The 25,548-nt window shown below is 71.1% G+C and carries 22 protein-coding genes; 12 read left to right on the top strand and 10 right to left on the bottom strand.

What is annotated here, in order from left to right:
* Window positions 1-49: 49 nt before the first annotated feature.
* The 3 genes from HHX35_RS19125 (at window position 50) to HHX35_RS19115 (ending at window position 3,549) form a co-directional block, all read left to right on the top strand.
* The gene (locus tag HHX35_RS19125) at window positions 50-1,351 is read left to right on the top strand and encodes a GGDEF domain-containing protein (RefSeq protein WP_182900138.1); all 1,302 of its coding nucleotides are present in this window, start codon (window positions 50-52) and stop codon (window positions 1,349-1,351) included.
* Between the two features lie 10 nt (window positions 1,352-1,361).
* Entirely contained in the window at window positions 1,362-3,026 is a 1,665-nt protein-coding gene (ettA, locus tag HHX35_RS19120) for an energy-dependent translational throttle protein EttA (protein ID WP_139576501.1), read from the top strand.
* Between the two features lie 85 nt (window positions 3,027-3,111).
* Window positions 3,112-3,549: a thioesterase family protein gene (locus HHX35_RS19115; RefSeq protein WP_240809128.1), complete on the top strand. Its 438-nt coding sequence runs from the start codon at window positions 3,112-3,114 to the stop codon at window positions 3,547-3,549.
* A gap of 48 nt (window positions 3,550-3,597) precedes the next feature.
* Here the strand turns inward: HHX35_RS19115 and HHX35_RS19110 are convergent, their stop codons facing one another.
* From HHX35_RS19110 to HHX35_RS19095, 4 genes are all read right to left on the bottom strand, one after another.
* Entirely contained in the window at window positions 3,598-5,148 is a 1,551-nt protein-coding gene (locus HHX35_RS19110; RefSeq protein ID WP_182900137.1) for an alpha-amylase family glycosyl hydrolase, read from the bottom strand.
* A gap of 30 nt (window positions 5,149-5,178) precedes the next feature.
* Entirely contained in the window at window positions 5,179-5,562 is a 384-nt protein-coding gene (locus tag HHX35_RS19105; protein ID WP_182900136.1) for a globin, read from the bottom strand.
* A gap of 34 nt (window positions 5,563-5,596) precedes the next feature.
* A complete protein-coding gene (locus tag HHX35_RS19100; protein WP_240809127.1) occupies window positions 5,597-6,607 on the bottom strand; it encodes a mechanosensitive ion channel family protein in 1,011 nt (336 codons plus the stop codon).
* Window positions 6,608-7,061: 454 nt separating this feature from the next.
* Complete coding sequence (locus HHX35_RS19095; protein ID WP_030509616.1) at window positions 7,062-7,322, bottom strand: hypothetical protein; 261 nt, start codon at window positions 7,320-7,322, stop codon at window positions 7,062-7,064.
* Window positions 7,323-7,657: 335 nt separating this feature from the next.
* On the opposite strand from HHX35_RS19095, the gene HHX35_RS19090 reads away from it, so the two are divergent.
* The 4 genes from HHX35_RS19090 (at window position 7,658) to purU (ending at window position 12,999) form a co-directional block, all read left to right on the top strand.
* Window positions 7,658-9,247 (top strand): M48 family metallopeptidase, encoded by a 1,590-nt coding sequence (locus HHX35_RS19090; protein ID WP_182900135.1) that lies wholly within the window; start codon window positions 7,658-7,660, stop codon window positions 9,245-9,247.
* Window positions 9,248-9,268: 21 nt separating this feature from the next.
* On the top strand, window positions 9,269-9,835 hold the full coding sequence (locus HHX35_RS19085) for a GNAT family N-acetyltransferase (protein ID WP_310739171.1): 567 nt from the start codon (window positions 9,269-9,271) through the stop codon (window positions 9,833-9,835).
* A gap of 247 nt (window positions 9,836-10,082) precedes the next feature.
* Window positions 10,083-11,996, top strand: coding sequence for a tetratricopeptide repeat protein (locus tag HHX35_RS19080; protein WP_182900134.1), 1,914 nt, complete (start codon window positions 10,083-10,085; stop codon window positions 11,994-11,996).
* 154 nt (window positions 11,997-12,150) lie between these two features.
* Window positions 12,151-12,999, top strand: a complete 849-nt coding sequence (purU, locus tag HHX35_RS19075; protein WP_182900133.1) for a formyltetrahydrofolate deformylase — start codon at window positions 12,151-12,153, stop codon at window positions 12,997-12,999.
* Between the two features lie 10 nt (window positions 13,000-13,009).
* Here purU and HHX35_RS19070 read toward each other — a convergent pair whose 3' ends face one another.
* Complete coding sequence (locus tag HHX35_RS19070; protein WP_182900132.1) at window positions 13,010-15,073, bottom strand: prolyl oligopeptidase family protein; 2,064 nt, start codon at window positions 15,071-15,073, stop codon at window positions 13,010-13,012.
* A 301-nt stretch (window positions 15,074-15,374) separates the two neighbouring features.
* On the opposite strand from HHX35_RS19070, the gene HHX35_RS19065 reads away from it, so the two are divergent.
* The 3 genes from HHX35_RS19065 (at window position 15,375) to HHX35_RS19055 (ending at window position 16,999) form a co-directional block, all read left to right on the top strand.
* Window positions 15,375-15,884: an HNH endonuclease gene (locus HHX35_RS19065; protein WP_182900131.1), complete on the top strand. Its 510-nt coding sequence runs from the start codon at window positions 15,375-15,377 to the stop codon at window positions 15,882-15,884.
* Window positions 15,885-15,895: 11 nt separating this feature from the next.
* Window positions 15,896-16,711, top strand: coding sequence for a GNAT family N-acetyltransferase (locus HHX35_RS19060; protein WP_182900130.1), 816 nt, complete (start codon window positions 15,896-15,898; stop codon window positions 16,709-16,711).
* Window positions 16,712-16,774: 63 nt separating this feature from the next.
* Window positions 16,775-16,999 (top strand): zinc ribbon domain-containing protein, encoded by a 225-nt coding sequence (locus tag HHX35_RS19055; protein WP_030509608.1) that lies wholly within the window; start codon window positions 16,775-16,777, stop codon window positions 16,997-16,999.
* Between the two features lie 163 nt (window positions 17,000-17,162).
* On the opposite strand, the gene HHX35_RS19050 is transcribed toward HHX35_RS19055, so the two are convergent.
* Complete coding sequence (locus HHX35_RS19050) at window positions 17,163-17,657, bottom strand: YafY family protein (RefSeq protein ID WP_030509607.1); 495 nt, start codon at window positions 17,655-17,657, stop codon at window positions 17,163-17,165.
* A gap of 570 nt (window positions 17,658-18,227) precedes the next feature.
* Between HHX35_RS19050 and HHX35_RS19045 the strand changes: the two genes are divergently transcribed.
* Entirely contained in the window at window positions 18,228-18,701 is a 474-nt protein-coding gene (locus HHX35_RS19045; protein ID WP_139576490.1) for a hypothetical protein, read from the top strand.
* A gap of 47 nt (window positions 18,702-18,748) precedes the next feature.
* Here the strand turns inward: HHX35_RS19045 and ilvD are convergent, their stop codons facing one another.
* Window positions 18,749-20,587, bottom strand: a complete 1,839-nt coding sequence (gene ilvD, locus HHX35_RS19040) for a dihydroxy-acid dehydratase (RefSeq protein ID WP_182900129.1) — start codon at window positions 20,585-20,587, stop codon at window positions 18,749-18,751.
* A 91-nt stretch (window positions 20,588-20,678) separates the two neighbouring features.
* Window positions 20,679-21,458 carry a nuclease-related domain-containing protein gene (locus HHX35_RS19035; RefSeq protein ID WP_310739170.1) on the bottom strand — a complete coding sequence of 260 codons (780 nt, stop codon included), beginning with the start codon at window positions 21,456-21,458 and terminating at the stop codon, window positions 20,679-20,681.
* Window positions 21,459-21,653: 195 nt separating this feature from the next.
* On the opposite strand from HHX35_RS19035, the gene HHX35_RS19030 reads away from it, so the two are divergent.
* The gene (locus HHX35_RS19030; RefSeq protein ID WP_182900127.1) at window positions 21,654-23,081 is read left to right on the top strand and encodes an amidase; all 1,428 of its coding nucleotides are present in this window, start codon (window positions 21,654-21,656) and stop codon (window positions 23,079-23,081) included.
* A 16-nt stretch (window positions 23,082-23,097) separates the two neighbouring features.
* On the opposite strand, the gene HHX35_RS19025 is transcribed toward HHX35_RS19030, so the two are convergent.
* Together HHX35_RS19025 and HHX35_RS19020 are read right to left on the bottom strand one after the other, a co-directional pair.
* Window positions 23,098-24,069, bottom strand: a complete 972-nt coding sequence (locus HHX35_RS19025; RefSeq protein ID WP_182900126.1) for a hypothetical protein — start codon at window positions 24,067-24,069, stop codon at window positions 23,098-23,100.
* Window positions 24,070-24,078: 9 nt separating this feature from the next.
* Window positions 24,079-25,548: a DUF2207 family protein gene (locus tag HHX35_RS19020; RefSeq protein WP_182900125.1), complete on the bottom strand. Its 1,470-nt coding sequence runs from the start codon at window positions 25,546-25,548 to the stop codon at window positions 24,079-24,081.

Below are 25,548 nucleotides of genomic sequence, written 5' to 3'. Positions count from 1 at the left end.
ACTATTGTGTTACTCATCGTGAGATGGGCTTCGGCTACTGGGGGGCGGGATGACGGCTACCGGTCAGACCTCGGCCAGGCCGCGAAGCGCGATCTACTCGCGAAGTCGCTGGCCGCTGCTCGCCCAGCCGCCCGCCCTCGTGTCCTACGTGTGCGCGATCGTGGCGTTCGACGCGGTCCTGATCGCGGTGCTGGCGAAGTCGACCGCGTTCCACGCCCACCACCTCGCCATGTTCGGGGCGCTCACCGTGTGCGGTGCGGTGTGCATCGAGGCGACCCGTCGCCTCGGCATGCCCGCCGGTGTGTCCCGTGACCTGCTGTCCGCCTGGTGGTTGCCGGTGGCGTTCCTGCTTCCGCCGGTCTATGCCCTGCTCGCGCCCATACCGATGCAGATCCTGCTGCAGCTCAGGGTCCGGGCGACCGTGCTGTATCGCCGCGTGTTCAGCGCGGCGGCGATCGGGCTCGCGGCGGCCTCCGCCTCGGCCGTCTTCCATCGCTGGGTCCCCGTCCCCGTGCACCTGTCCGCGGGGGATGGCGAGCCGATCGCGGTCGCGGCGGGCTGCGCGGTGCTGTTCACGGTGCTCAACACCGCGCTGATCGCGGTCGCGGCGCACGCGTCCGACCCGGAGGGCCGCTGGGGCGAGGTCCTGTGGGACCGCGAACGCGTCCTGCTTGACGCGGTCGAGCTCTGCCTCGGCGTTCTCGTCGCGGTCGTCTGCGGCCTCAACCTGGCGCTGCTGCTGCTCGTGCTGCCGCCCGTCGTGCTGCTCCAGCGGAGCCTGCTGCACGCCCAGCTCCAGGCCGCGGCCCGCACGGACCCGAAGACGGGCCTGCTGAACGCGGCCGCCTGGCAGCGGGAGGCGGACACGGAGATCGTCAGGGCCCAGCGGACGGGGGACGCCCTCGCGCTGGTCCTGGTGGACATCGACCACTTCAAGAAGGTCAACGACACCTACGGCCACCTGGTGGGCGACCAGGTCCTCGCCCAGGTGGCGGCCACCCTCCGTACGCAGCTGCGCGAGTACGACGTGGTGGGGCGGTTCGGCGGAGAGGAGTTCGTCGTGCTGCTGCCCGGCGCCGACGCGCACGAGGCGAGGCGGGTGGCCGAGCGGCTGCGCACGCGGGTCGGCCGGATGGTGGTCCCCGCCGAGCAGGCGACGGTCACGGTCACGGTCTCCGCCGGGGTGGCCATCATGAACGTTCACGGTGAGGACCTGATCGAGCTGCTGGCGGCAGCCGACCTCGCGCTCTACCGTGCCAAGGAGCTCGGCAGGGACAGGGTCTGCGTCCCCGCCGCCCCAGTGGCCCCACCTCCCCGCAGCGCGGACGGCGCTGCCGGTGCGATCCCCTAGGCTTGAAGGTATGCCGGAGTACATCTACACGTTGCAGCGCGTGCGCAAAGCGCACGGTGACAAGGTGGTCCTTGACGACGTCACGCTGTCGTTCCTGCCGGGGGCCAAGATCGGTGTCCTGGGCCCGAACGGCACGGGCAAGTCGACGCTGCTCAAGATGATGGCGGGGCTGGAGCAGCCGTCCAACGGCGAGGCCCGGCTGATGCCCGGCTTCACGGTCGGCATCCTGCTGCAGGAGCCGTCGCTCAACGAGTCGAAGACCGTGCTCGGGAACGTCGAGGAGGGCGTCGCCGAGACCAAGGCGATGCTCGACCGGTTCAACGAGATCGCCGAGCAGATGGCCACCGACTACAGCGACGAGCTGCTGGAGGAGATGGGCCGCCTGCAGGACGCGCTCGACCACCGTAACGCGTGGGACCTCGACAGCCAGCTCGAACAGGCCATGGACGCGCTGCGCTGCCCGCCGCCCGACGCCGAGGTGACCAAGCTCAGCGGTGGCGAGCGGCGCCGGGTCGCGCTGTGCAAGCTGCTGCTGGAGCAGCCCGACCTGCTGCTGCTCGACGAGCCCACCAACCACCTCGACGCCGAGAGCGTCCAGTGGCTGGAGCAGCACCTGGAGAAGTATCCCGGCACCGTCCTGGCCGTCACCCACGACCGTTACTTCCTCGACAACGTGGCCGGCTGGATCCTGGAGCTCGACCGCGGCCGGTGCTACGCCTACGAGGGCAACTACTCCACCTATCTCGAGGCCAAGGCCGCGCGTCTGAAGGTCGAGGGCCAGAAGGACGTCAAGCGCAAGAAGCGCCTGGAGGAGGAGCTGGAGTGGGTGCGCTCCAACGCGCGTGCCCGCCAGACCAAGAGCCGTGCCCGTCTCCAGCGCTACGAGGAGATGGCCGCAGAAGCCGACAAGTACCGCAAGCTCGACTTCGAGGAGATCCAGATCCCGCCGGGTCCGCGCCTGGGCACGACGGTCATCCGGGCAGAGAAGCTGAGCAAGGGCTTCGCCGATCGGCTGCTCATGGACGAGCTGTCCTTCGACCTGCCGCGCAACGGCATCGTCGGCATCATCGGCCCGAACGGCGTCGGCAAGACCACGCTGTTCCGGATGATCACCGGGTCCGAGAATCCGGACACCGGGTCCATCACGGTCGGCGAGACCGTCAAGATCTCCTACGTGGACCAGAGCAGGGCCGGCATCGAGCCGAACAAGAACGTCTGGCAGGTCGTCTCCGACGGGCTCGACCACATCAAGGTCGGCAACGTCGAGATGCCCTCGCGGGCGTACGTCGCGGCGTTCGGCTTCAAGGGCCCCGACCAGCAGAAGCTCGCGGGCGTCCTGTCCGGAGGCGAGCGCAACCGGCTCAACCTCGCGCTCACCCTCAAGCAGGGCGGCAACGTGCTGCTGCTGGACGAGCCCACCAACGACCTCGACACCGAGACGCTGTCGAGCCTGGAGAACGCGCTGCTCGACTTCCCGGGCTGCGCCGTGATCACCTCGCACGACCGGTGGTTCCTCGACCGCATCGCCACCCACATCCTGGCGTGGGAAGAGGGCTCGAACTGGTTCTGGTTCGAGGGCAACTACGCCGACTACGAGAAGAACAAGATCGAGCGGCTGGGCGCGGACGCCGCCCGCCCGCACCGCGTCACCTACCGCAAGCTCACCCGCGACTGAGCCGGGTCCCCTTCCGCTGTTCGCGGGCCTGCCGCCTGCGTCCCCCGCCGCCGGGCGGGGGACGGGGGCCCGTTAGGTTTGACCGGTGACCGAGCTACGCCATCCTCCAGAGCGGCTGACCCGTTTCGTCTTCGAGCGCAAGGTGCGCTTCGCCGACATCGACAGCTTCGGCCACGTCAACAACGTCCGCTTCCTCGACTACCTCGAGGACGCGCGGGTGTCCATGCTGTGGGAGCGGCCGCGTGAGATCACCGGCCGCCGGCAGGACCTGGTGGTCGCCCGGCATGAGATCGACTACCGGCGGCCCCTGACCTTCCGCTCCGATCCCGTCCGCGTCGAGGTGTGGGTCACCGAGATCTCCAGGGTCCGCTTCACCCTCGCGTACGAGATCCGCGACGACGAGACGCTCTACGTCGAGGCGCGCACGGTCATGGTCGCCTACGACGCCGCGGCGGCCCGCCCCCGCAGGCTCGACGAGGACGAGCTCGCGTACCTCAAGCGGTTCTCCGCCCTCGCTCCGTGACCGGCCGCGACGGCCGGAGCCGGCGGCCGGTCCGGAGGCGGGGCGAGGTCAGCCGGTGAGCAGCCAGGCCGCCGTGTCGGCGGGAAGGGCGGTGCCGTCGAGCGGGCCACTGGTGATCAGCACCTGGTCGTGGGGCGGGAGCGCCACCGCGCCCTCGCCGCAGTTGATCACGCAGAGCAGCCGGCCCCGCTGGAAGAACAGCGTCTCCTCCGGCGACTCCAGCCAGGTGATCGCGTCGGGCAGCGTGCCGCGTAGCTCTCGCCGCGTCTGCAGCACCCGGCGGTAGAACCACAGCGTCGAGGACGGGTCGGCCGCCTGCCGTTCGGCCGTGAGGTCCGCCCAGTCCGCCGGCTGCGGCAGCCACGACCCGCCGGACCCGAAGCCGTACGGCGGCTCGGTGCCCGACCAGGGCAGCGGCACCCGGCAGCCGTCGCGGCCCGGCAGCTCGCCGTTCGACCGCGCGAAGATCGGGTCCTGCCGCGCCTCCGGAGGCAGGTCGGTGACCTCGGGCAGCCCGAGCTCCTCGCCTTGGTACAGGTAGGCCGACCCCGGCAGGGCGAGCATGGCGAGCAACGCCGCGCGGGCCCGGGCCAGACCGGCCTCCGGGTCGAGCGACCCCTGGCCGTAGCGGGTCACGTGCCGTACGACGTCGTGGTTGGACAGCACCCAGGTCGGCGAGGTGACGGCCTTGAGGGTGTCGTCGATGACCTTCCTGAAGGCCGTGGCCGACCAGGGGGCCTCCAGCCAGGCGAAGTTGAAGCTCTGGTGCAGTTCGTCGGGCCGCACGTACAGCGCGAGGTCCTCGGCCGAGTCGGTCCAGACCTCGCCGATGGCGACACGGGTGCCGGGATAGGAGTCGAGCACCCGCCGCCAGTCGCGATAGATGTCGTGCACCTCCGGCTGACTCCAGATCGGCGACCTCGAGGTGAAGCCCGGATCGGTGTCGGGCAGCCCTTCCGCCTTGATCAGGCCCATCGCGACGTCGATCCGGAAGCCGTCCACCCCCCGGTCGAGCCAGAACCGCAGGATGTCGAGGAACTCCTCCCGCACCTCGGGGTTGCGCCAGTTGAAGTCGGGCTGCTCGGGCGCGAACAGGTGGAGGTACCACTGCCCGTCGGGCACCTGGGTCCACGCCGGGCCCCCGAAGGTCGACAGCCAGTTGTTCGGCTCTCCGTGGCCGCTTCCGCCGCCCCCGGGACCGCCGTCCCTGAACATGTACCGCTCGCGCTCCTGGGAGCCCCTGGGGGACGCCAGGGCCTTCTGGAACCAGGGGTGGGCCGACGAGCTGTGGTTCGGCACGATGTCCACCATCAGCCGCAGGCCGTGCGCGTGCGCGTCGGCGACCAGGTCGTCGAAGTCGGCCAGCGACCCGAACAACGAATCGACGTCGCGGTAGTCCGCCACGTCGTAGCCGCCGTCGGCCATGGGGGAGGGATAGAAGGGGGTCAGCCAGATCGCGTCGACGCCGAGCTCGGCGAGGTACGGCAGGCGGTCGCGGATTCCCGCCAGGTCGCCCGTACCGTCGCCGGAGGCGTCGGCGAAACTGCGGACGTAGATCTCATAGACAACGGCATCACGCCACCAGGGGGTTGTTTCCATGAGTCTTGGGCTGCCCGCTGCTTCCGTTACTTATGCGTTGACCATGCTGTGGGCGGCGTAGACGAGGTAGTCCCACAGCTCCTTCTCGCGCTCGGCCGGCAGGCCGAGGGAACGCACGGCGTCGCCCATGTGCCTGAGCCAGGCATCTCGTGCCGCCTCGTCGATGACGAACGGCACGTGCCGCATCCGCAGCCGGGGGTGGCCGCGTTGCTCGCTGTAGGTCCTCGGGCCGCCCCAGTACTGGATGAGGAACAGGCGCAGCCGCTCCTCCGCGCCGGTGAGGTCCTCTTCGGGGTACATCGGGCGCAGTAGGGGGTCTTCCGCGATGCCCTCGTAGAACCGGCGGACGAGGCGCTCGAAGGCCTCCTCACCGCCGATCGCCTCGTAGAAGGACAGGGTCTGCTCGCTGGTCACGGTTTCAGCCTAAGTCAGCTACCGATCGGTAAGGTCAGGCGGCGAAGGCGAGGCTCTTCTCGTCGAAGGCCCGCTTCACCCGAAGGCGCAGCTCACGGGCGACCTCCAGGTGCCGCGCCGGCACGGTCTTCGCGCTGATCCGGAAGATGACGGACGAGCCCGAGACCGACTCCAGGCCGAAGACCTGCGGCTCCTCGACGATGACCGTGTCCCGATACTCCGGGTCCTCCCACAGGTCGTGTGCGAGGCCGTTGAGCAGCTCGCGGACCGTCGCCACGTCGCTGTCGTACGGCACCGGCACGTCCACCAGGGCCCTCGACCAGCCCTGCGACTCGTTGCCGATCCGGGTGATCGTGCCGTTGCGCACGTACCAGACCTTGCCGTCGGCGTCGCGCAGGCGGGTGATGCGGAGCGTGACGGCCTCCACCGTGCCGACGGCCACCCCGGTGTCGATCACGTCGCCCACGCCGTACTGGTCCTCCAGGAGCATGAACATGCCGGCGATGAAGTCCTTGACCAGCTCCTGTGCGCCGAAGCCGACCGCCACACCGATGATGCCGACGCTCGTGAGCAGCGGCGCCAGCTCGACCCCGAGCTTCGCGAAAATCATCAACGCCGCGGTGCCCAGGATCACGACGGACGCGAGGCTCCGCAGCACCGAGCCCATCGTCTCGGCGCGCGCCCTGCGGCGCTCCGTCATGATCGCCACCGCGGCCTCCGTGCTCGTCAGCACGGTCTTGCCGCGCAGCCGCTCCGGCAGCACGCCGACGCTGGCCCGCATGGTGAGCCGGGTGATCAGCCGGTGCACGACGTTCCGGACGATCAGCGCTCCGGCCAGGATCAGCACGAGCATCACGAGCACGTCGACGACGCCGGCCACGAGCTGCACCCAGGCCGGGAAGTCCCGGTCCGGGAAGGCACTGTTGAGAACCGTGCAGAAGACGCCCTCGCTCTTCTCGCACGCCTTCGTCACAGCCGCGGCCGCCTCGGTCAGGTCGGGCACGGTCGGCGCGGGACTGGGCGTCGCGGGCGACAGCGGTAACACGAGGTGGATCCCCCCCGGATCGGATCAACGGCAGTTCTTGAACGTAGCCAATACTGCCGACTGATCCGGCCTCCGTCACATCGCCGGGGAAGACGGAAGCGTGTCCCGTCCGGGGCCGCGGAGGGCGGACCGGACTCGCTCCAGTGACGGTGTGGCAGGGCGCGGGCGCGCACCCGGAAGCGCGCCCGGCACCGTTCTCCAAGTGGGGATCCCCCTCGATCACCGTCCGGCCCCACCTGCTCGACAGGGCCGGACGGCGGTCAATGACGACCGGCGAGCCGGTCGGCCGTGAGATTCGGACGGGGTCGGGGCGGGCGGGACGCCGCAGCGTGGCCGTCGCGCCGGGGCGGCGCGACGGCCACGCTCCGCACCGGGCGTCCTGCCCGCCCCCTGAGGCCGCGGTGGATGCGGCGGTCCACGGCGACTGCACTCTCACCCGGGCCGCCGCCTTCCCCTACTCGCTCACCGCGGCAAGCACACGGGCCACCTTCGTGGCCGCTCCGGCGGGGTCGTCCGCCCGGTGCATCCGCTCGCCCCAGGACCACCAGTAGTCGGCCGCCTGGCAGACCACGTTCTCCGTGAGGCTCGTCGCGTCGGGGTTGATCACGCGTACGTAGGCGCGGCCCGACGGGGTGCGCACGACTCGCGCGAGTAGACCCCGCGCGTCGAGTTCGGCCACCAAATGTTCCAGGCGCCGGAAATCGTCCTCCCCCACCGTAGGTCCTCCTTCATTTCCGTTCGCGGGCGGAATGTGTACTTTGCGTTCCCGTCTGTTCACTCTGGTGCGCCCAAGATGGCTCACGGAAGTGCTCGGGTCAACGAGGGCGAGAAGCGGCCGTGGTGGAGGAAAACCCATGTCGGTTGAAAGAAAACCCCTATCGGGAGACGATCCTTAGTCGGCACGTTCATGTTGGGGGCTTGGCCGCGCCAACTATGGTCCATCATTATGGTGTGGTCGGAGCGCGACGAGTAAGTCACTCTCCGTCACGAGGTGAGGACCGCTCGAGACCACGGGCTGCGAGTGCGGCCGGCCACGAGAGAGGGGCCGGAATGTCCGGCAGGCAACACAGGGAGACGGAAATCGCGCGCCGGATCCGGGCGCGGGGCCTGGCCGCCGGGCGCAGCCTGGCCGAGATCGCCCAGGAGATCCACAACGACTGCGGACCGCAGTTCGGCACGACTCGGATCAAGGCACATCGCCTCTCGCACGGTGTGGCGCTCGCCGACGTGATCGAGCAGGTGCGCGCGCTCTTCGAGAGGGACGGAAAAGCCATCCCCGGCATCGGCGAGACGCTACTGTCCGCGTACGAGTCGGGCATGAAGCGGCCCGGCCCGGAGTATCTCCACTACCTGTGCTCGGTCTACCGGGTGGAGCCCCTGGCCCTCGGGTTCGAAAGCCCGTGCATCTGCGGCCACGGACACCTGGCCGAATCAGGTGGCGGTGACCCAGAACAGGACAGACCTATCACTTCACCCGCTCCGTGGGGTGCGCCGCCCCCGTCGGGCGGCTGCACCCATCCGGTGGACGGGGGCGAGGAGGACGAGAACGTGCTACGGAGGACGCTGTTGAGGCTCCTCGCCGGCGGCACCGTCGGGGCGGTTGGGCTCAAGGAGCTCAACGAAGAGGTGCTCGGCGCGGTGGAAAACCTCCGCCGGCGGATGGACGAGACGATGGTCACGGCCACCGTCTCGCCGGCGATGCTCGACCAGTGGGAGCAGGCCACGTTCGGCTTCGGGCGGCAGTACATGAACACCCCGCCCGTACGGCTGCTCTGCGACGTCATGCTGGAGTTCACCGCTGTGCGCAAGGCCCTGGACCGCCGGCAGCCCATCGACGTGCAGGAGCGGCTGTGCCGGATGGCGGCCCAGCTCGCCGGGCTCTCGGGGATGATCATGATCGACCTCGGAGACCAGCGGATGGCCCGCTCGTTCTTCCGCACGGGCCGGATGGCGGCGGACGAGACCGGCGACCGGGCCCTGCGCGCCTGGGTCACCGCCCGCGAGGCGCTGGTCCCGCTCTACTACGGCGACCCGCGTGAGGCGCTCACGCTGGCGAAGAAGAGCCGCGACCTGGCCGGCCACACCCCCTGCGCCGCGCGGACCATGGCGCCCGTCGTCGAGGCGAGGGCGCTGGCGAAGATCGCCGGTGTCAACGGCTCGCGGCACGAGGTGGTCGAGCAGGCCAAGCGGGCCCTGCATCGCGCCAGGGCGGCCTTCCAGCAGATGAACGACAGCGACCGGGAGGACCCGGCGTTCGGCTACACCGAGCGGCAGCTCTACTTCTACCAGGGCGACGTCCTGGTGAAGCTGGGGCAGACGGTGGAGGCCGACGTGATCCTGCAGCAGGCGCTCGAGAAGTACACGGACGAGGACCTGCTCGACCAGACCCTGATCCGGTTCGACCGGGCGATGTGCCGGCTCATCGACGGCGACGTCGAGGCAGCGCTCAAGCTGGGCCAGGAGGCCATCGAGTTGGTCGACAAGGACTACCGGACCGACCTGCTGCTCAAACCGGCGTACGACCTGGCGAAGGAGGTCAAGGCCAAGCACGGCGACTCGCCCCGGCTTCAGGCCTTCTGTGAGGTGATCAAGCAGAGCCGGGTCGAGATCCCGCCGGAGCTGCTCCGGGACGCCGGGTGACGTGGGTACCGAGGAGGACGTGTGGCAGGAGACGCGCTGGCGGGAGATCTCGAGCCGGGAGATCCCGTGAGAGGCGGGGAGAGCGGGGCCGCGCCGCTGAGGATCCGGCGATACCGCTGGTCCGACCTCGACGCGGTGTGGTCCCTCCACCAGATCGGCCTGGCCCAGGTGGGCGTGGTGCCGGGTGACGGCGTCTACTACGACGACGACTTCCCCCGGATCACCGAGGTCTACCTGGCCGCCGGGGGTGACTTCCTGGTGGGCGAGGTGTCCGGGGCGGGGCTCGTCGCGATGGGCGGCCTGCGGCGCATCGACGCCGACACGGCGGAGATGTGCCGGCTCCGGGTCCACCCCGATCACCAGCGGCGCGGCTACGGCGCCCAGATCACGCAGGAGCTCGAGGATCGGGCGCGCGGACTCGGCTACAGGACGTTGCGCGGTGACACCACCCTGCGTCAGGTCGCCGCGCTGGAGCTCTATCGCAAATCCGGGTGGCGGGAGCTGCGGCGCGAGGTACGCGGTGACAACGTGGTGATTTATATCGAGAAGCAGCTGAATGCCGTAGTCTCTCCGCTTTTCTCCCGATAGATAATGCTTCCATCCCTTGGCGGATAGCTGATCCCTGCGAATACTTGTGCCTTGTCCGCAAGAGTGGGGAAAGAGGCATGATGAAGAAGATCATTATCCGCAAGCCGGGAACGACCAAGCTCAGCGGTACCTCGAGCGTCATCCACAAGGGGTGAGGGACCACCCGAGCCACATCTGGGTCCGGGGAGACCTCTCCCGGGACCGCGTGGCGGCCCTCCGCGCGCTTGCCCTGGAGGTGCCGCCTCCCATGGCGCCCGTCGTCAACGGGCACCGCCGGCTACGCGGTCCGTACACGATCGGTGGCGCGATCCTGCGCGCCCTCGTCCCGGTCGCCTTGGAGCGTTCCCCGGGCCTGATGGCGGAACACGACATCGAGATCCGCGCCGTCGCTCCCAGCCTGCGCCCTCTGGTGCCCGCGCGGCGGCAGACCATCGAGGCCCGTCTGACGGAGGACGAGCGGATCCTCGTGCCCGCGCCGCGCCGCACGCTGCGGATCGCCAACGGGATCGCCGAGTTCGTCCGTGACTGCCTCGAAGAGCCGCGGACGCTGCTGGTGGACAACCTGCACGAGGCGGATCCGGCCGACCGCGAGCTGCTGCGCGTCCTGGCGCGCCGGGTGCCGGATCTGACGCTGGTCCTGGCCTCCGCGGAGCCCCAATGGGAGGGCACGCGGCTGGTGGAGGCCCGGGTCCAGGGCGGCCCGCCCGACGACTACGTCGTCTCGGACTGCACCTCCGACGACCCCCGGGCCTACCGGGCGTACCTGTCGCTGCCGCCGGAGGAACGGGCGCGCCGGCACGACCGGCGTGTCGCCGAGCTGAGGGCCGACGCCGCGGCGTCGGAGCACGCGCTGGGCGCGGTGCCGTACCACCTGGAGCACGGCGGCGATATGGACGCGGCGGCGCAGGCCCTGTGGGCGGCGGTGGACCACTGCGTCACCGAGGGTTTCCTGCACGCGGTCGTGGAGCTGGGCTCGCGCGGCCTGCGACTGGTGGAGCCGGGTTCCGACCTGTGGTGGCGCTTCACCCACCGCACCGCGACCGCCCTGGCGGGGCTGGGCCGGCGGGCGCACGCGCAGGAGCTGTACGACCAGGCCCGGAGGGTCAGCGTCGATCCGGCCGTGCACGCCGCCGCCGCGTACGGCACGGCGATGCTCGACGCGCGCGACCGCGATCCGGCGCGGCGCGACCTGACCAGGGCCAGAGCCTGGATCAACGAGGCGATAGCGATCTCCACGCTGCTGCCCGACCGGCGGACGCGAGCCTTCAAACTCGGGTTCGACCAGAACGGCCGCGCGCTGATCGAGCTGCGGGAGGGGCGTATCGACGAGGCGCTCGGCCTGGTGCGCTCGGCCATCGACCTGGCCGAGCGTGATCTTCCACCGGACGCCCACCCCGTGCACCGGATGGTGTTGTTCGCCAACCGCGCGCAGCTCCTCGCGCGCCTGGGCCGCCGGGAGGAGGCGCTGGCCGACTTCGACCGCGCCGTCGGAATCGACCCGGGCTTCCCCGACCACTATCTCGACCGGGGCAACCTGCTGTTCGAGATGGGACGTACGGACGAGGCGCTGGCCGACTACGAGACGGCGATGCGGGTGAGCCCGCCGCTGCCCGAGGCGTACTACAACCGGGCGGAGCTGCGCCTGGCAGCCGGGGACCTGGACGGCGCCCGGGCCGACCTCGACCACGTGCTCGACCTCGACCCCGGTTACCTCGACGCGTACGTCAACCGGGCCGGTGTGCTGGAGATGCTCGGCGAGCACGAGGCCGCCAGGCGCGACGTCGAGGCGGGGCTCGCCCTCGACCCCGGCAACGCGCACCTCCACGGCGTGCTCGGGCAGCTGGAGACCGAGGCGGGCCGCTACGCGGAGGCCGCCCTGGCCTTCGACGCGGCGCTGGCCGCCGACGCCCGCCTGGCCTCGGCCTGGGCGAACCGCGCGACCCTGCGGTTCGAGACAGGCGACGCACGGGGTGCCGTCGACGACCTGACCCGGGCGATCGAGCTGGGCGAGGACGCGGCCCTGTACTTCAACCGGGCGACCGCGCTCGACGCTCTCGGCCGGGGGCGGGAGGCGCTGTTCGACCTGCGCCGGGCGCTGTCCCTGGCCCCCGGTGACCCCGACGTACGCGCGGCGCTGCAGCGGCACGAGAAGGAGGGCTGACGCGGGGGACGCTCACGGCGGGCGGCCGGCCGGTCGTCCGCCGCCCCGCCTCCACCTGCCCGCACCTGCCCGCACCTGCCCGCACCTGCCCGCACCCTGCGATCGGCTGGCCCTACCCTTGAAGCCGACACCGTCACCTGTCGAGGATCTGAGCATGAGCGCTGAATATGTGCTGACCCTGTCCTGTCCGGACCGGCCCGGAGTGGTCGCGGCCGTCTCCGGGTTGCTGGCCGGGAAGGGCTGCAACATCATCGAGAGCCAGCAGTTCGGCGACCCGGTCGAGGAGCGGTTCTTCATGCGCGTGCAGTTCTCCGGCGGGAGCGCCGTCGACGAGTTGCGAGCAGCGTTCGCCTCGCTCGCGTCGGAGTTCGCCATGGAGTTCCAGCTCTTCGACCTCGCGGTGCGGACGCGGGCGCTGGTGCTCGTCAGCCGGTTCGACCACTGCCTCAACGACCTGCTCTACCGGGTGCGCTCGGGCCTGCTGCCCATCGAGATCGTGGGCGTCGCGTCCAACCACCCCGACCTGCGTCCCCTCACCCAGTCATACGGCGTCGACTACCACCACCTGCCGGTCACCGCGGACACCAAGCCGCGGCAGGAGGCGGAGATCCTCACGCTGGTCGACCACTACCAGGCCGATCTGGTCGTGCTCGCCCGCTACATGCAGGTGCTCTCGCAGGAGATGTGCGCCAAGCTCGCCGGGCGCATGATCAACATCCACCACTCGTTCCTGCCGTCGTTCAAGGGCGCCAAGCCGTACCACCAGGCGTACTCCCGGGGCGTGAAGCTGATCGGCGCCACGGCGCACTACGTGACGCCCGACCTCGACGAGGGGCCGATCATCGAGCAGGAGGTCGCGCGGGTGAACCACACCCACTCGCCCGAGGACCTCGCCGCGATCGGCCGCGACCTCGAATGCCAGGCGCTGGCCCGGGCCGTCCGCTGGCACGCCGAGCACCGCGTGCTGCTGGACGGCCACAAGACCATCATCTTCCCGCGCTGACCTGCAGGCCTCAGCCGACCCGCAGGCCGGTGTGCCGGGCCAGGAACGCGAGCTGGTCGGCCGAGAGCTCGACCGACCGGCTCACCGCCCGGGCGCCGTGCCCCACCTCGGTCTCGTTGCGCAGCAGGATCGGCCGGTCGCCCGCCTGCGCGTGCTGCAGGGCCGCCGCCATCTTCCACGCGTGCAGCGGATGGACGCGGGTGTCGGAGGCGAACACGGCGAACAGCGTGGCCGGGTACGACACCCCCTCACGCACGTGGTGGTAGGGCGAGTAGCCCCACAGCCAGGCGAACTCCTCCGGCACGTCGGCCGAGCCGAACTCGACGTTCCAGGTCGCCCCGAGGCCGAACTTCTCATACCGGACCATGTCGAGCAGCGGGGCCATGCAGACGACGGCCGCATACAGGTCGGGGCGCTGGGTGAGCCCCGCGCCGACGAGCAGGCCGCCGTTGGAGCCGCCGGAGATGGCGAGCCGGTCCGGGCTGGTGACACCGGTGGCGATGAGGTGCTCGGCCGCGGCGTGCAGGTCGTCGAAGACGTTCTGCTTGTTGCCGAGCATGCCGGCCCGGTGCCACTGCTCGCCCTCCTCGCCGCCGCCGCGAAGCTGGGCGACCGCGTAGACGCCGCCCGCCTCGACCCACGCCAGCGTCGTGGCGGAGAACCCGGGGTTCATCGGGACCCCGAAGCCGCCGTAGCCGTACAGGATGGTGGGACGGGGCCCGGAGCCGGGGCGTGAGGTGACCAGCATGTGCACCTCGGTGCCGTCCTTGGACCGGTAGACCACCTGCTCGGTCGTCGCCTCGGGCACCTCCACCGCGCCGGGAGGCGCCTCCCAGAGCGAGGTCTCGCGGGTCAGCGCGTCGTAGTGGTACACCGCGGTCGGGGTGATGCCGTCCGTGTAGCTGAACCAGGCCTCGTGCCCGCCCTCCGGACGCTCGAAGATCCCCCCGATCGAGCCGAGCCCCGGCAGCGGGACCTCGCCGATCCGCTCGCCGGTCTCCAGGGCGTGGACGGAGATCTCGCCGATCGCGTGCCGGGTCCGGCCGACGAGCAGGACCGGCTCTGCCATGCCGTCGAGGATCGCGAAGTCGGACAGCACCGCCTCGGCGTCCTCGGGAATGAGGTCGCGCCAGTGCTCGGGGCCGGGCGTCTCCGGAGAGGTGACGCAGACCCGCCCGCGCGAGGCGTCGAGGTCGGTGAAGACGTAGAGCCGCCCGTCTCGGCCGAAGTGGAGTCCGGTCTGGGCGTCGACGTCCTGCTGCACGGTGACCAGTTCCGGCGCCCGCGGCGACGAGGCGACCAGGTCGGCCACCCACAGGTCGTTGCGCGGGGCCGTCCCCCGTGAGGCGGAGATCGACAGCCATCTGCCGTCGAGCGAGACCGACACCCCGTAGTAGTTGGTCTTCTCCAGGCCATCGCCGAAGATCAGCACGTCCTCGTCGGGGGAGGTGCCGACGCGGTGCAGGTAGACGCGGCGGTGGAACTGCTCCTCGCCGGCCGGGACCAGCGAGGGCGCCAGCCTTCGCACGTAGTAGAACGCCTCGCCGCCGGGCAGCCAGGCCACGGGGGAGTAGCGGCAGCGGTCGATCGGCCCCTCGACGACCTCTCCGGTCGTCACGTCGACCACGTACAGGCGCGACTCCTCGTCGCCGCCGATCGAGATCTGGTACGCCAGCCGGTTGCCCTCCTTGTCCGGCTGGTAGGAGTCGAGCGTGGTCAGGCCCGAGGGGTCGAGGGCGGTGGGATCGAGCAGCACGCGCTCGCCGCCACCGTCCGCGACGTACAGGACCGGGTGCTCCTGGTCGGGGGCCCGGCGGGTGAAGAAGCGGCGTTCGCCGCGCCAGGACGGTGTCCCCACCGACCCGGACCGCAGCAGTTCGGCGATGCGCTCGCGGAAGTGGTCGCGCCCTTCGAGTTGGGCGGACCGGAACAGGGTTTCCTGCGCGTCCAGCCACTCCTTCGTCGCCGGATCGTCCGGATCCTCCAGCCACCGGTACGGGTCGGGGACGGGCGTTCCATGGAGATCGTCGACGATGTCGTCACGGCGGGCTGGCGGGTACGGCACTCGGCTCATGCTGGCACTTTAAATCAGCCGGGCGACTGCGACGGTACATCGTCCGTACCCGGCCAAGACGGGAATAAAGGGGTGAACTGCTGGGCATAGAAGCAGCAGGCGTTCCAGTCGTTCACCTCACGGACCCGTTTTATGGGGTGGCGAAGGGGCCGCCGAAAAGGCCACACTTTGGTGAAGGGCGGTGCCGTGGTGACGATCCGCTGGGCCGTCCGGCGGAGGTCCCTGTGACGGAAGCACCCGGGTCCCAACCGACGGGGCCACAACCCAGGCGCACAGCCGAGACCGCTGTGGAGGCCGGCTGATGCGCCAAGTCCTGCTACTCAACGCCACATACGAACCGCTGACCACGCTTTCCCTGCACCGGGCCGTCATCCTGGTGTTGAGAGAGAAGGCGGACGTCGTCCACCGCGACGGCCGGGGCGCGGTCCTGCGCTCGGCCACCCGCACGCTCGACGTCCCGTCGGTGATCAGGCTGCGGCGTTACGTCCGCATTCCCTACCGGACGCGCATCCCGCTCACCCGGGCGGCGCTGATGCGCCGGGACAACTTCCGCTGCGCCTACTGCGGTCAGCGGGCCGAGACCATCGACCACGTCATCCCGCGATCCAGGGGAGGCCCCCACACCTGGGAGAACTGCGTCGCCTCGTGCATGCCGTGCAACCACCGCAAGGCCGACAGGCTGCTGGAGGAGCTCGGGTGGGCGCTGAGCGTGCCCCCCGTGGTGCCGCACGGCGCGCACTGGCGGCTCATCGGCGCGCAGCTCGACGGCGATCCGCAGTGGGCGCCCTACCTGTCGGAGACGGCGGCCTGACGGATGGCGTCATGAAGTGGACGATCACCGCCGACGTGGAGGAGTACGCCGCGGCGGCCGAGCCCTGGCTGTTGCGCGATCCCGTCCGCAACACGGTCATGCTGACCGTGTTGCGCGGGATCCGCAGCGGCCAGTTCGCGGTCGATCCCCTGCTGGCCTGGCTGGAGGACGGCGACACGGTGGCGGGGGCGGCCTGCCAGACGCCGCCCTATCCGCTCGCGCTGGGCGACGTTCCGCTCGCGGCGCTTCCCCTGCTGGCGCGCGACCTGATCGAGATGGACCACGACGTGCCCGCGGTCGGCGGTCCTGTGGCCGTCGCCGAGGCGTTCGCACGAGCCTGGTGGCGGCCGGAGACACGCCGCCGGGCCGAGCGGCTCTACCGCCTCGGTTCGCTGCGGGCTCCCTCCGCGCCGGGGAAGCCTCGCGTGGCAAGCCCCGACGACCTGCCCACGGCCGTGCGCTTCTTCCAGGAGTTCCAGCACGAGGCACACGTCGAGCGCACGGCCGACCCCACTCCCGTCGTCGCCGCGCGTGTCAATCGCGAGGAACTGATCTGGTGGGAGGACGACGACCGGCCCGTGTCCATCGCCGGAGTCTCCGCGCCGATCGCCGGCATGTCGCGAATCGGGCCCGTCTACACCCCGCCCGATCTGCGCGGACGCGGGTACGGCAGCGCCGTCAGCCACGCGGCCAGCAGGAAGGCGCTCGACGACGGTGCCACCGAGGTGCTGCTGTTCACCGATCTCGGCAACCCCACCTCGAACTCCATCTATCAGCGGCTCGGCTACCGGCCCATCGCCGACTACGCCACCATCCACTTCACCTGAGGTGTTTCCCGGTGCTTCCCCGGGGGCGCTGGCGGTCGCCGCGCCTGGCCGTAATCTGGACGCATGCCTCGCTATGACTATCGTTGCCGCGCGTGCGGATCGACGTTCGAGCTCAACCGTCCCATGGCGGAGGCCGGCGACCGGGCGGTGTGCCCCTCCGGCCACGACGACACCGTGAAGCTGCTGTCCACCGTGGCCGTCACGGGCAGGGCGTCCGGGGCTCCCGCCGCCCGTCCGTCGGGCGGCGCGGGCGGCGGTTGCTGCGGAGGTGGCTGCTGCGGCGGCTGATCCGAGCGGTTTCCGGCCGTGCGTGCGGTGTCCGGCCGTGCGTCCGCGTCCGGCCGTGCGTGCGGTGTCCGGCCGTGCGTGCGGTGTTCGGCCGTGCGTCCGCGTCCGGCCGCCTGCGGCCCGCGGGCGTGGGCGCCAGGCGCCACGCCCGCGGACAGCGGCGTCAGGCCGCGGACGGGCGACTGGCCCGCGAGCGCCGTTGGAACGGCAGGTAGCGCTGCGGCAGGTGGGCGCGGGCCGGCAGGTCGGTCGGCTCGACCGCCAGGATGCGGTCGAAGCGGAAGGCCCTGATCGACCGGCGCATGCGGCACCAGCCCACCAGGTACCAGAACTCGCCGTGGACCAGGCAGGTCACCGGCTCGACGTCGCGGACCGTCATCCGGCCCGCGGCGTCGTGATACTGGATGCGGATCACCAGGCGCGCGGTGATCGCGTTGGCCACCGCCCGCGCCCGCCGGGCGACGTCGGTGGGCAGCGGAGTGGTCAGGGTGGTCAGGGTCGTGGCGATGACGTCGTCGTCCAGATCGAGGTGCTCGAAAGCGTGGCGCAGACCGCGCCGGGCGGTGACCGACTGCGGGCCGGCACCGAGATGAGCGAGCGACAGGGCGAGGGCGGCGAGTTCCTCGGCGGTCAGCGAGTGCCGAATGACGTTGGCCATACCTCGACAATAGCGACGAGGACTGACATTTTTCCGAACGCGTGCTCGGGAAGAGCGATAGGTTGGTCTGTCCTCCCGGTCATCGTTTCCTGTCCGGGACGCTTGGCCGCCGATGTGGGAAACCGCTTTTTCCACCCACCGCCGGCCACTGTGGTTTCTCCGGCATGTATCCCCATCCAGCGTACGACCACGGGAGTGGACGACGCGGGCCACACCGGCGGCGACGCCGTGCGCCGCGAGGTCGGGGCGGCACCGGACGGCTTCGCGAGCGCCGCGGACGGATGACGCGCTGAAACTTTCACCAGCGGGGCTCCGCCCGGAAATCACGGTGAGCCGGGTATTCGAAACATTTCGCCGAATCGCTCGTAAAATTTCCGCGATCGCCGCTGCGTATCGGATTTCGGCTGCGTGATCAGCCACAAACGCGTTTCGGGCCCTCGGCGGAGCGCACTTTCAGTCGGCACGATGTTCCGGCCTGCCGAAAACGCAGACGATTGACCGTTCCTGGGGGAGGTGGTGCATTCGCTGTGGCTGATTGCAAATGCGGGAGAAGGGACACCAATGTTCGCTGTGAATCCAGCTCGGAGGGTGCTCGCGCTCGGTGCGGCGCTCGTCACGACCGGCGTGCTGAGCCTGGCGCTCGCTCCCAGCCCTGCCATGGCCGGCACCGTCACGCTGCAGGCCACGGTGGACTGCCTCAACTACAACAGTTTCGGGGACACCAGGGACTGGTACCCCATCTCCCCGTCCGTCGGCGCCTCACCGTACGGCGGAGGGGGGACGGTGCCCTACACCAGCATGGTCGCCGTCCCGGCCACGCACGCGTGGCAGTTCACGCAGACGCTGCCCAGTGGGACGACGTCCGTCAGCGTCTCCGCCATGTGCAGCGAGGGCCATACGTACGACTTCGCCGGCTCCGCGGGCGGCGTCAGCATCCCCGCCGGAACCACCACCGTGACCGCCACCTGGGGCTGCACGACGGCCCCCGTCTATCCCGGTCCGTGGATGACGAACTGCAGCGTGCAGTCGGTTTCCTACAGCTGACCGGTATGAACACGTGGGGCCGCCTCAGGCGAGGCGGCCCCACACGACTATCGGGAGAGCTGGGACAGGTCGCGGGACGCGCCGGTCGAGGCCGAGGTGGTCAGCGCGGCGTACGCCTGCAGGGCGGCCGACACCGGGCGCTGCCGGTCGCGCGGCCGGTAGCCGCCGAGGTCGGCCAGCAGCCGCTCGCGGCGGGCGGCCAGCACGTCCTCGGCCACCTTGAGCTCGATGGAGCGGCCCGGGATGTCGATCTCGATGATGTCGCCGTCCTCGATCAGGGCCATCGTGCCGCCCTCGGCGGCCTCCGGGGAGGCGTGGCCGATGGACAGGCCCGACGTGCCGCCCGAGAAGCGGCCGTCGGTGATCAGCGCGCACGCCTTGCCCAGGCCCTTGCCCTTGAGGAAGCTCGTCGGGTAGAGCATCTCCTGCATGCCCGGGCCGCCCTTGGGGCCCTCGTAGCGGATGACGACCACGTCACCGGGCTTGACCCGGTTGCCGAGGATGCCCTCGACGGCGTCCTCCTGGGACTCGAACACGACGGCGGGACCGGAGAAGCGCCAGATCGACTCGTCCACGCCGGCGGTCTTGACCACGCAACCGTCCTGCGCGATGTTCCCGTACAGTACGGCGAGGCCGCCGTCCTTCGTGTACGCGTGGTCGAGGTCGCGGATGCAGCCCTCGGCGCGGTCGAGGTCGAGCGACTCCCAGCGGGCGTCCTGCGAGTACGCCTTCACCGTGCGCACGTTGCCGGGCGCCGCGTGCCACAGTTCCACGGCCTGGTCGGTGACCTCGGGGGACTTGGGGTCCCACTTGGCGATGTACTCCGCGATGGAGGCGGAGTGGACGGTCGGCAGGTCGCGGTGGAGCAGGCCGGCCCGGTCCAGCTCGCCGAGGATGCCGGGGATGCCGCCCGCCCGGTGCACGTCCTCGACGTGGTACTTCAGCGTCGCGGGGGCGACCTTGCACAGGCACGGCACCCGCAGCGACAGCTCGTTGATCTCCTTGAGCCCGAAGTCGACGCCCGCCTCACGGGCGGCGGCCAGGATGTGGAGGATCGTGTTGGTCGATCCGCCCATGGCGACGTCGAGGGCCATCGCGTTCTCGAACGCCTCGCGGGTGGCGATGCTCCTCGGCAGGACCGACTCGTCGTCGTCCTCGTAGTAGCGCCGGGCGAGGTCGACGATCTGCCGTCCCGCGTTCTCGAACAGGGTCTTGCGGGCCTTGTGGGTGGCCAGCGTGGTGCCGTTGCCGGGCAGGGCCAGGCCGATCGCCTCGGCGAGGCAGTTCATGGAGTTGGCGGTGAACATGCCGCTGCAGGACCCGCAGGTCGGGCAGGCGTTCTCCTCCATCTCCAGGAGGTCGGCGTCCGACACGCTCGCGTCGGCGGAGGCGATCATCGGGTCGATCAGGTCGAGCTTGCGGCCGGGGATCTTGCCGGCCTCCATCGGGCCGCCGGACACGAAGATCGTGGGAATGTTGAGCCGGAAGGCGGCGAGCAGCATCCCGGGCGTGATCTTGTCGCAGTTGGAGACGCAGACCAGCGCGTCGGCGCAGTGGGCGTTGACCATGTACTCGACCGCGTCGGCGATCAGCTCGCGGGACGGCAGCGAGTAGAGCATGCCACCGTGGCCCATCGCGATGCCGTCGTCCACGGCGATCGTGTTGAACTCGCGCGGGATGGCCCCCGCCTCGCGGACCGCGCCGGCCACCACCTCTGCGACCTCGCGCAGGTGCACGTGGCCGGGCACGAACTGCGTGAAGCTGTTGGCCACCGCGACGATCGGCTTGCCGAGGTCGCTGCCCGCTACGCCCGTGGCCCTGAGCAGCGCGCGGGCGCCGGCCATGTTCCTGCCGTGAGTGACAGTGCGGGACCTGAGAGCGGGCATCGATGGACCCCCATCCGGAGACTACTGAGTCTTCAAATGGTACGGCCAGTGCCCGGCTGCCGAGACCCGCTGTCCACGAGTCGGGACGTGTCTACTCGGGATACCGCGAGGGCAGCACGCGTTCGGCGGCCCGGTAGATCGCGTCGATCTCCGCGGTGGTGAGCGACCTCTCCCGCTTGGTGATCCACTTGCGCACCAGCCCGCCGGAGAAGACGTCCACCTCACGGATGTTGAGGATGCGCCACGGGATCGGCGGCCCGTAGATGGCCAGGGACGGCACCACGGTGATCTCCCTGCCGAGCGCCTTGCTGATCAGGTCGCTGGCCTGCGCCGCCTCCCACCGGGCCTCGTCGAGCCGCGGCTTCTGGTTGAACGGGCCGTGGAAGAGCTTGCGGTGCGACTGGACCCGTACGGGCAGCCGCTTGTCCCACTTCTCCGAGTCCACCGCGTACACGCCGGTGGGCCCGACCACCAGGTGGTCGATCTGAGCCTCGCTGCCGGGGATGGCTCGGGCGTGCAGCGTCTTGTACCCGTTGCGCTCCAGCTTCTTGAGCTGGGCCTCCGTCTGACGCTCCGCCGCGGAGGCGCGCCGCCACGCAGGGATGGAGGAGACCGTCCTCGCCCGGTAGACGGCGTCAGAGACGCACGCGAGGATGGCCGCGGTGAGCCCGAGCCGCCAGCTGCCGAAGAGCACGCCGAACACCACGCCCGCCGCGACCGCGATCACGGCCCGGCGGCGCAGGTGGCGGTATCGCGTGTCCTGCCACAGGCTGCTGAGCGACGTGCGCTCGACCGGAGCGTACGTGGGAGACGCCGGCGCCTCAGGTGGCGCCGAAGGGCGTTCCGCCTGCTCTGACGATTGGTCACTCACCCATATAGGTGACGTATCGTGACCGTCTTCTGGCGCTAGACCGGTATCCACATCACTCACGGTAGTTGAGCCGTCAGCGGCTTGCCTAGTGTTGGATGGTTCATACTTTTGTGGCCTGCTTGAGCCGATTCGTTGCGCGGAAGTGCGGGTATCTTCTCTAGATATCCGTCGCCCGAGGACCTACCGTTCGGTAGCGTGGCGCACATTCACGATCTTACCGCCCTTGAGCAGGCGGCAGCCGTACGTACGGGTGAACTTTCTCCTGTCCAGATCACCGAGCACTACCTGGAGCGCATCGAGCGGCTCAACCCCGGCCTGGGGGCGTTCGTCACGGTGACCGCCGACCGGGCTCTGGCCCAGGCCCGCGAGCAGGAGGCCCGGCTCGCCGCCGGAGACGCGGAGGACCTGCCCCCGCTGCTGGGCGTGCCGATCCCCATCAAGGACCTCAACTTCGTCAAGGACGTGCCGGTCTACTTCGGCTCGGCCGCGTACGAGGGGTTCGTCGCGCCCGCGGACGACAGCATGGTCGAGCGCCTTCGGGACGCCGGCACGATCATGCTGGGCAAGACCAGCACCCCCGAGTTCGGCATGCCCTGCTACACGGAGACCTACCTGCACGAGCCCACCCGCACGCCGTGGGACACCACGCGGTCGGCCGGGGGATCGAGCGGAGGAGCGGGGGCCGCCGTCGCGGCCGGTCTCGCGCCCGCCGCGCAGGGCAGCGACGGCGCGGGCTCGATCCGCATCCCCGCCTCCGTCTGCGGCCTGTACGGCATCAAGCCCAGCCGTGGCCGCATCTCCGCGGCCCCGATCATGCCCGACCTCGCGGGGCTGTCGACCAACGGGCCGCTGGCCAGGAACGTCGCCGACGCCGCGGCGCTGCTGGACGTCATGGCCCACAACAATCCCGGGGACCTCTACCACGCCCCGGCGCCGGCGCTCGGGTCGTTCTCGGCCTACGCCGGGCGGGACCCGGGCCGCCTGCGGATCGCCAGGTTCGCCACACCCGCCGTGCCCGGCGCGGAGGTCCACCCCGACGTGCTGGCGGCGTACGAGAGCGCCTCGGCGGTGCTGGAGTCGCTCGGGCACGAGGTCGAGGAGATCGCGCCGCCGTTCGGCCCGGACGTGGTGCCCGAGTTCGTCAAGATGTGGTTCAGCTTCTCCTGCATGCACCCCGTGGCGGAGGAACTGGAGCCGAAGCTGCGCCCGCTCACCGCGTGGCTGCGCGAGCGCGGCCACGCGATCTCGGCCCCCGAGTTCCTCCAGGCGCAGTCGACGCTCCAGCTCGCCACCCGGTTCGCGCTGCTCGTGACCGACGCCTACGACGCGGTGCTCTCGCCGACCGTCACCCAGCCGCCCGTGCCCGTGGGCTGGTTCGAGGACGTCGAGTCGCCCGAGGAGACGTTCGAGCGGATGATGCGCTTCGCCCCCTTCGCGGCCATCTACAACGTAAGCGGCCAGCCCGCGGTGAACCTCCCGCTCTACTGGACGCCCGACGGCCTCCCCATCGGCGTCATGCTGGCGGGCAGGTATGGCGACGAGGGGACGCTCATCTCGCTGTCGTCCCAGGTGGAGGCGTCGGTCGGCGGCTTCTGGGGGGATCGCAGGCCGCCGGTCTGGTGACGGCTATCCCCGCAGGCTATCCCCGCAGCAGTTCGACGACGTACGCCGAGACGTCGGCGAGCAGCGTGGCCGGCCGCACCGGCGCCGCCGCGACGGCGGAGAACAGGGCGGGAAGCCCCGGCAGCGGGAAGCCGTCGTCGGCGGTGACCGCGGCGGCCGCCTCGTGCTTGGCCAGCGCGGCGCGGCTGCGCTCCCACGCCTCCAGCACCTCCTCCGGCGACGGCACGCCGAAGCCGTGGCCGACGGGGGCGGCGTGGCGCAGCCGTACGAGCGGGGTCTCGGCGAACGCCAGCGCGATCCGGCAGCGGGCGGACAGGCCGTCGAGGTCCGGCACCCAGTCGAGGGCGGGGCAGGGGGTGCGGCACCGGCCCGCGCAGGTGGCGAGGGCCCCGGCCACCTGGCTGTGCTGCCGGTCGAAGTAGGCCCGCCAGCCCGCGGGCGGCTCCACGGCCACCCGCAGCGTCCGCTCCGCCGCCGACCGCTCCGCCCTCGTATGGTCGCACTCCCGGTCGGGCATGACCCCGAACCGGCTGCCGGGGGCGCGCAGGCCCTCCGGCCAGCGAACCGGGTCGCCCGCGTGGCCGAGCGCGGGCTCGAAGGCGAGCAGCGGGAGATACTCGCTGCAGATGTGCACGGCCGCGATCATCGAGCTGAGCTCGCGCCGCCGCCAGCGCGCCTCGACGACCTCGAGGAGCAGCGCGTACGCCGGCCGCAGCGAGTCGAGCGCGCCGCGCGGCTGCTCTCTCGGTGTCTGCGGCATGTGGCACGCGCGGGCGCGCCTGCGCAGGTCGGCCGGCACCGTCTGGGCGTCGATCTCGGTGTGGAAGTCCTCCGCGTCGAGAGTGAGCAGCCGCTGGCCGAACTCGCAGACCGACGCCACCAGGGCCGCCCGCCCGCCCTCCCCGAGCACGGCCGGCGCGAGCGCGCCGACGTCGCCGAACGAGTACCTCCCGGCCAGGGCGATCAACAGGTCGTGGGCTGAGTGCACCCGACGACCTTACTCAGGGCGCCGGCGGTCATCCGCCCTGCCGTCCTCGGCTCGGGACGCACGCGCGGGGTGGTCGGGCAGGACGCGCACCTCGCCGAGGTTCTCCGGTGCGTCCACCAGATGCTCGCCCGTGTCGTCGTAAGAGGCCCGCAGCCGGGAGCCCTCGACGACGTCGATCCGCCTGATCCAGCCGAGTCTGCGCCCCGCCGCGGCCCGCACCTTGTCGCCCTCCCGCAGGGGGCGCCACATCTCCTCGCTCAGGCCCATGGCCCTGACCTCGCGGGAGCCCCCTTCGTCGATCGCGCACCAGTACGTCCACTTGGCGGTGTCGTTCGCCTTGCCGCCGTCCCGGAAGCGGCGCAGCCGGACGATCCGGCCCTCGACGGTCGCCGCGCCGCCGAGGTCGACGATCGCGTAGACGACCGGCAGACCGGCGACCGCCAGGCCCGCGGCGAGGGCGGTGGGCAGGACCAGCCCGTCCGGCCACACGCCGAAGGCGGTGGCGACCACCAGGAGGATCCAGGTGAAGAACCCGGCGAACCAGCCGGCCGCGAGGCCCCGCAGGATCGTCGCACCCGGCGGCCGGCCCCACAACAGGCGTGAGGGGTAGCGGACGTTCACGACATGCCACATCCCGCCGTAGTCGGACCAGGCCCGGTTGTCGTCCGCGGGGGTGCTGACCGGAAGGCTTCCGACGGCCCGCGGCGCGAGCCCGAGCGCGGCGGCGTACGCGAGGTGGCGGCCCCAGATCACGACCGAGGCGGCGGGCTGCTCGGCGAACCGCCCGGTCGCCCGCAGGTGCTCGCGGACGCCGAGCCAGTGCGCGGCGGCCCTGGCCCCCTCGGCCGTGCCGCGCTCCCCGTTCAGTCTGCCCATCAACGCCACGAGCAGGGCGAAGGACACGATCGCGGCGCCAGGCCCGCCGTCGTGGTTCGCGCGGGCGTCGTCGGCGGAGACCGCGATGCCGATCGCCACGGCGGGGACGACCGCCGCCGCGCCGAGGAGCAGCGCGTGGGCCCGGCTCCAGCGCGGCCGGGACAGACCCTGCTCCCGCGCCTCGACGATCACCTTCCTGCGGAAGCTCTTCCACCACCGGCGCAGGTCGCGCGAGCCCTCGGCCAGAGCCCCGGTCGCCACCACGCCGTCGACGGCCAGCGCGCGCACGTGGTCGTAGACGAGCCGCTCGTACGGCCTCAGGCCGCCCGGCTCTCCGCGCAGCCGTACGAGGGACAGCTCGGGGCCGATCTCCTCGACGGCCACGACGCCCCTGGCGGCCAGGTCGAGCAGGGTGGCGGAGGCCGCCTCGTCGCACAACCGCCAGCCGCCGGTGATCAGGTCGACCACCGCGGGGGACTGCCCGGCGAGCTCCCCGGTGGCCGGCCCCGGCTCGACGTCCGGGTTCCCCGTCGCCACGGCGAGCGCGAGCAGGAGCAGCAGCCACAGGCCGGTCGCCGCCGCCGCGGCCATCCAGAAGGCCAT

Source organism: Microbispora sp. H10830, from assembly GCF_014161375.1.
GTDB classification, from domain to species: domain Bacteria; phylum Actinomycetota; class Actinomycetes; order Streptosporangiales; family Streptosporangiaceae; genus Microbispora; species Microbispora catharanthi.
Note: the sequence above shows the minus strand (reverse complement) of the source record. Positions and strands in the feature narration are given on the sequence as shown.

What these genes read in the sequence shown, in the direction of transcription:
- HHX35_RS19125 (WP_182900138.1), top strand. Translation starts at nt 50, where the DNA reads ATGACGGCTACCGGTCAGACCTCGGCCAGGCCGCGAAGCGCGATCTAC.
- ettA (WP_139576501.1), top strand. Translation starts at nt 1,362, where the DNA reads ATGCCGGAGTACATCTACACGTTGCAGCGCGTGCGCAAAGCGCACGGT.
- HHX35_RS19110 (WP_182900137.1), bottom strand. Translation starts at nt 5,148, where the DNA reads ATGGAAACAACCCCCTGGTGGCGTGATGCCGTTGTCTATGAGATCTAC.
- HHX35_RS19090 (WP_182900135.1), top strand. Translation starts at nt 7,658, where the DNA reads ATGTCCGGCAGGCAACACAGGGAGACGGAAATCGCGCGCCGGATCCGG.
- HHX35_RS19080 (WP_182900134.1), top strand. Translation starts at nt 10,083, where the DNA reads ATGGCGCCCGTCGTCAACGGGCACCGCCGGCTACGCGGTCCGTACACG.
- purU (WP_182900133.1), top strand. Translation starts at nt 12,151, where the DNA reads ATGAGCGCTGAATATGTGCTGACCCTGTCCTGTCCGGACCGGCCCGGA.
- HHX35_RS19070 (WP_182900132.1), bottom strand. Translation starts at nt 15,073, where the DNA reads ATGAGCCGAGTGCCGTACCCGCCAGCCCGCCGTGACGACATCGTCGAC.
- HHX35_RS19065 (WP_182900131.1), top strand. Translation starts at nt 15,375, where the DNA reads ATGCGCCAAGTCCTGCTACTCAACGCCACATACGAACCGCTGACCACG.
- HHX35_RS19060 (WP_182900130.1), top strand. Translation starts at nt 15,896, where the DNA reads ATGAAGTGGACGATCACCGCCGACGTGGAGGAGTACGCCGCGGCGGCC.
- HHX35_RS19055 (WP_030509608.1), top strand. Translation starts at nt 16,775, where the DNA reads ATGCCTCGCTATGACTATCGTTGCCGCGCGTGCGGATCGACGTTCGAG.
- HHX35_RS19050 (WP_030509607.1), bottom strand. Translation starts at nt 17,657, where the DNA reads ATGGCCAACGTCATTCGGCACTCGCTGACCGCCGAGGAACTCGCCGCC.
- ilvD (WP_182900129.1), bottom strand. Translation starts at nt 20,587, where the DNA reads ATGCCCGCTCTCAGGTCCCGCACTGTCACTCACGGCAGGAACATGGCC.
- HHX35_RS19020 (WP_182900125.1), bottom strand. Translation starts at nt 25,548, where the DNA reads ATGGCCTTCTGGATGGCCGCGGCGGCGGCGACCGGCCTGTGGCTGCTG.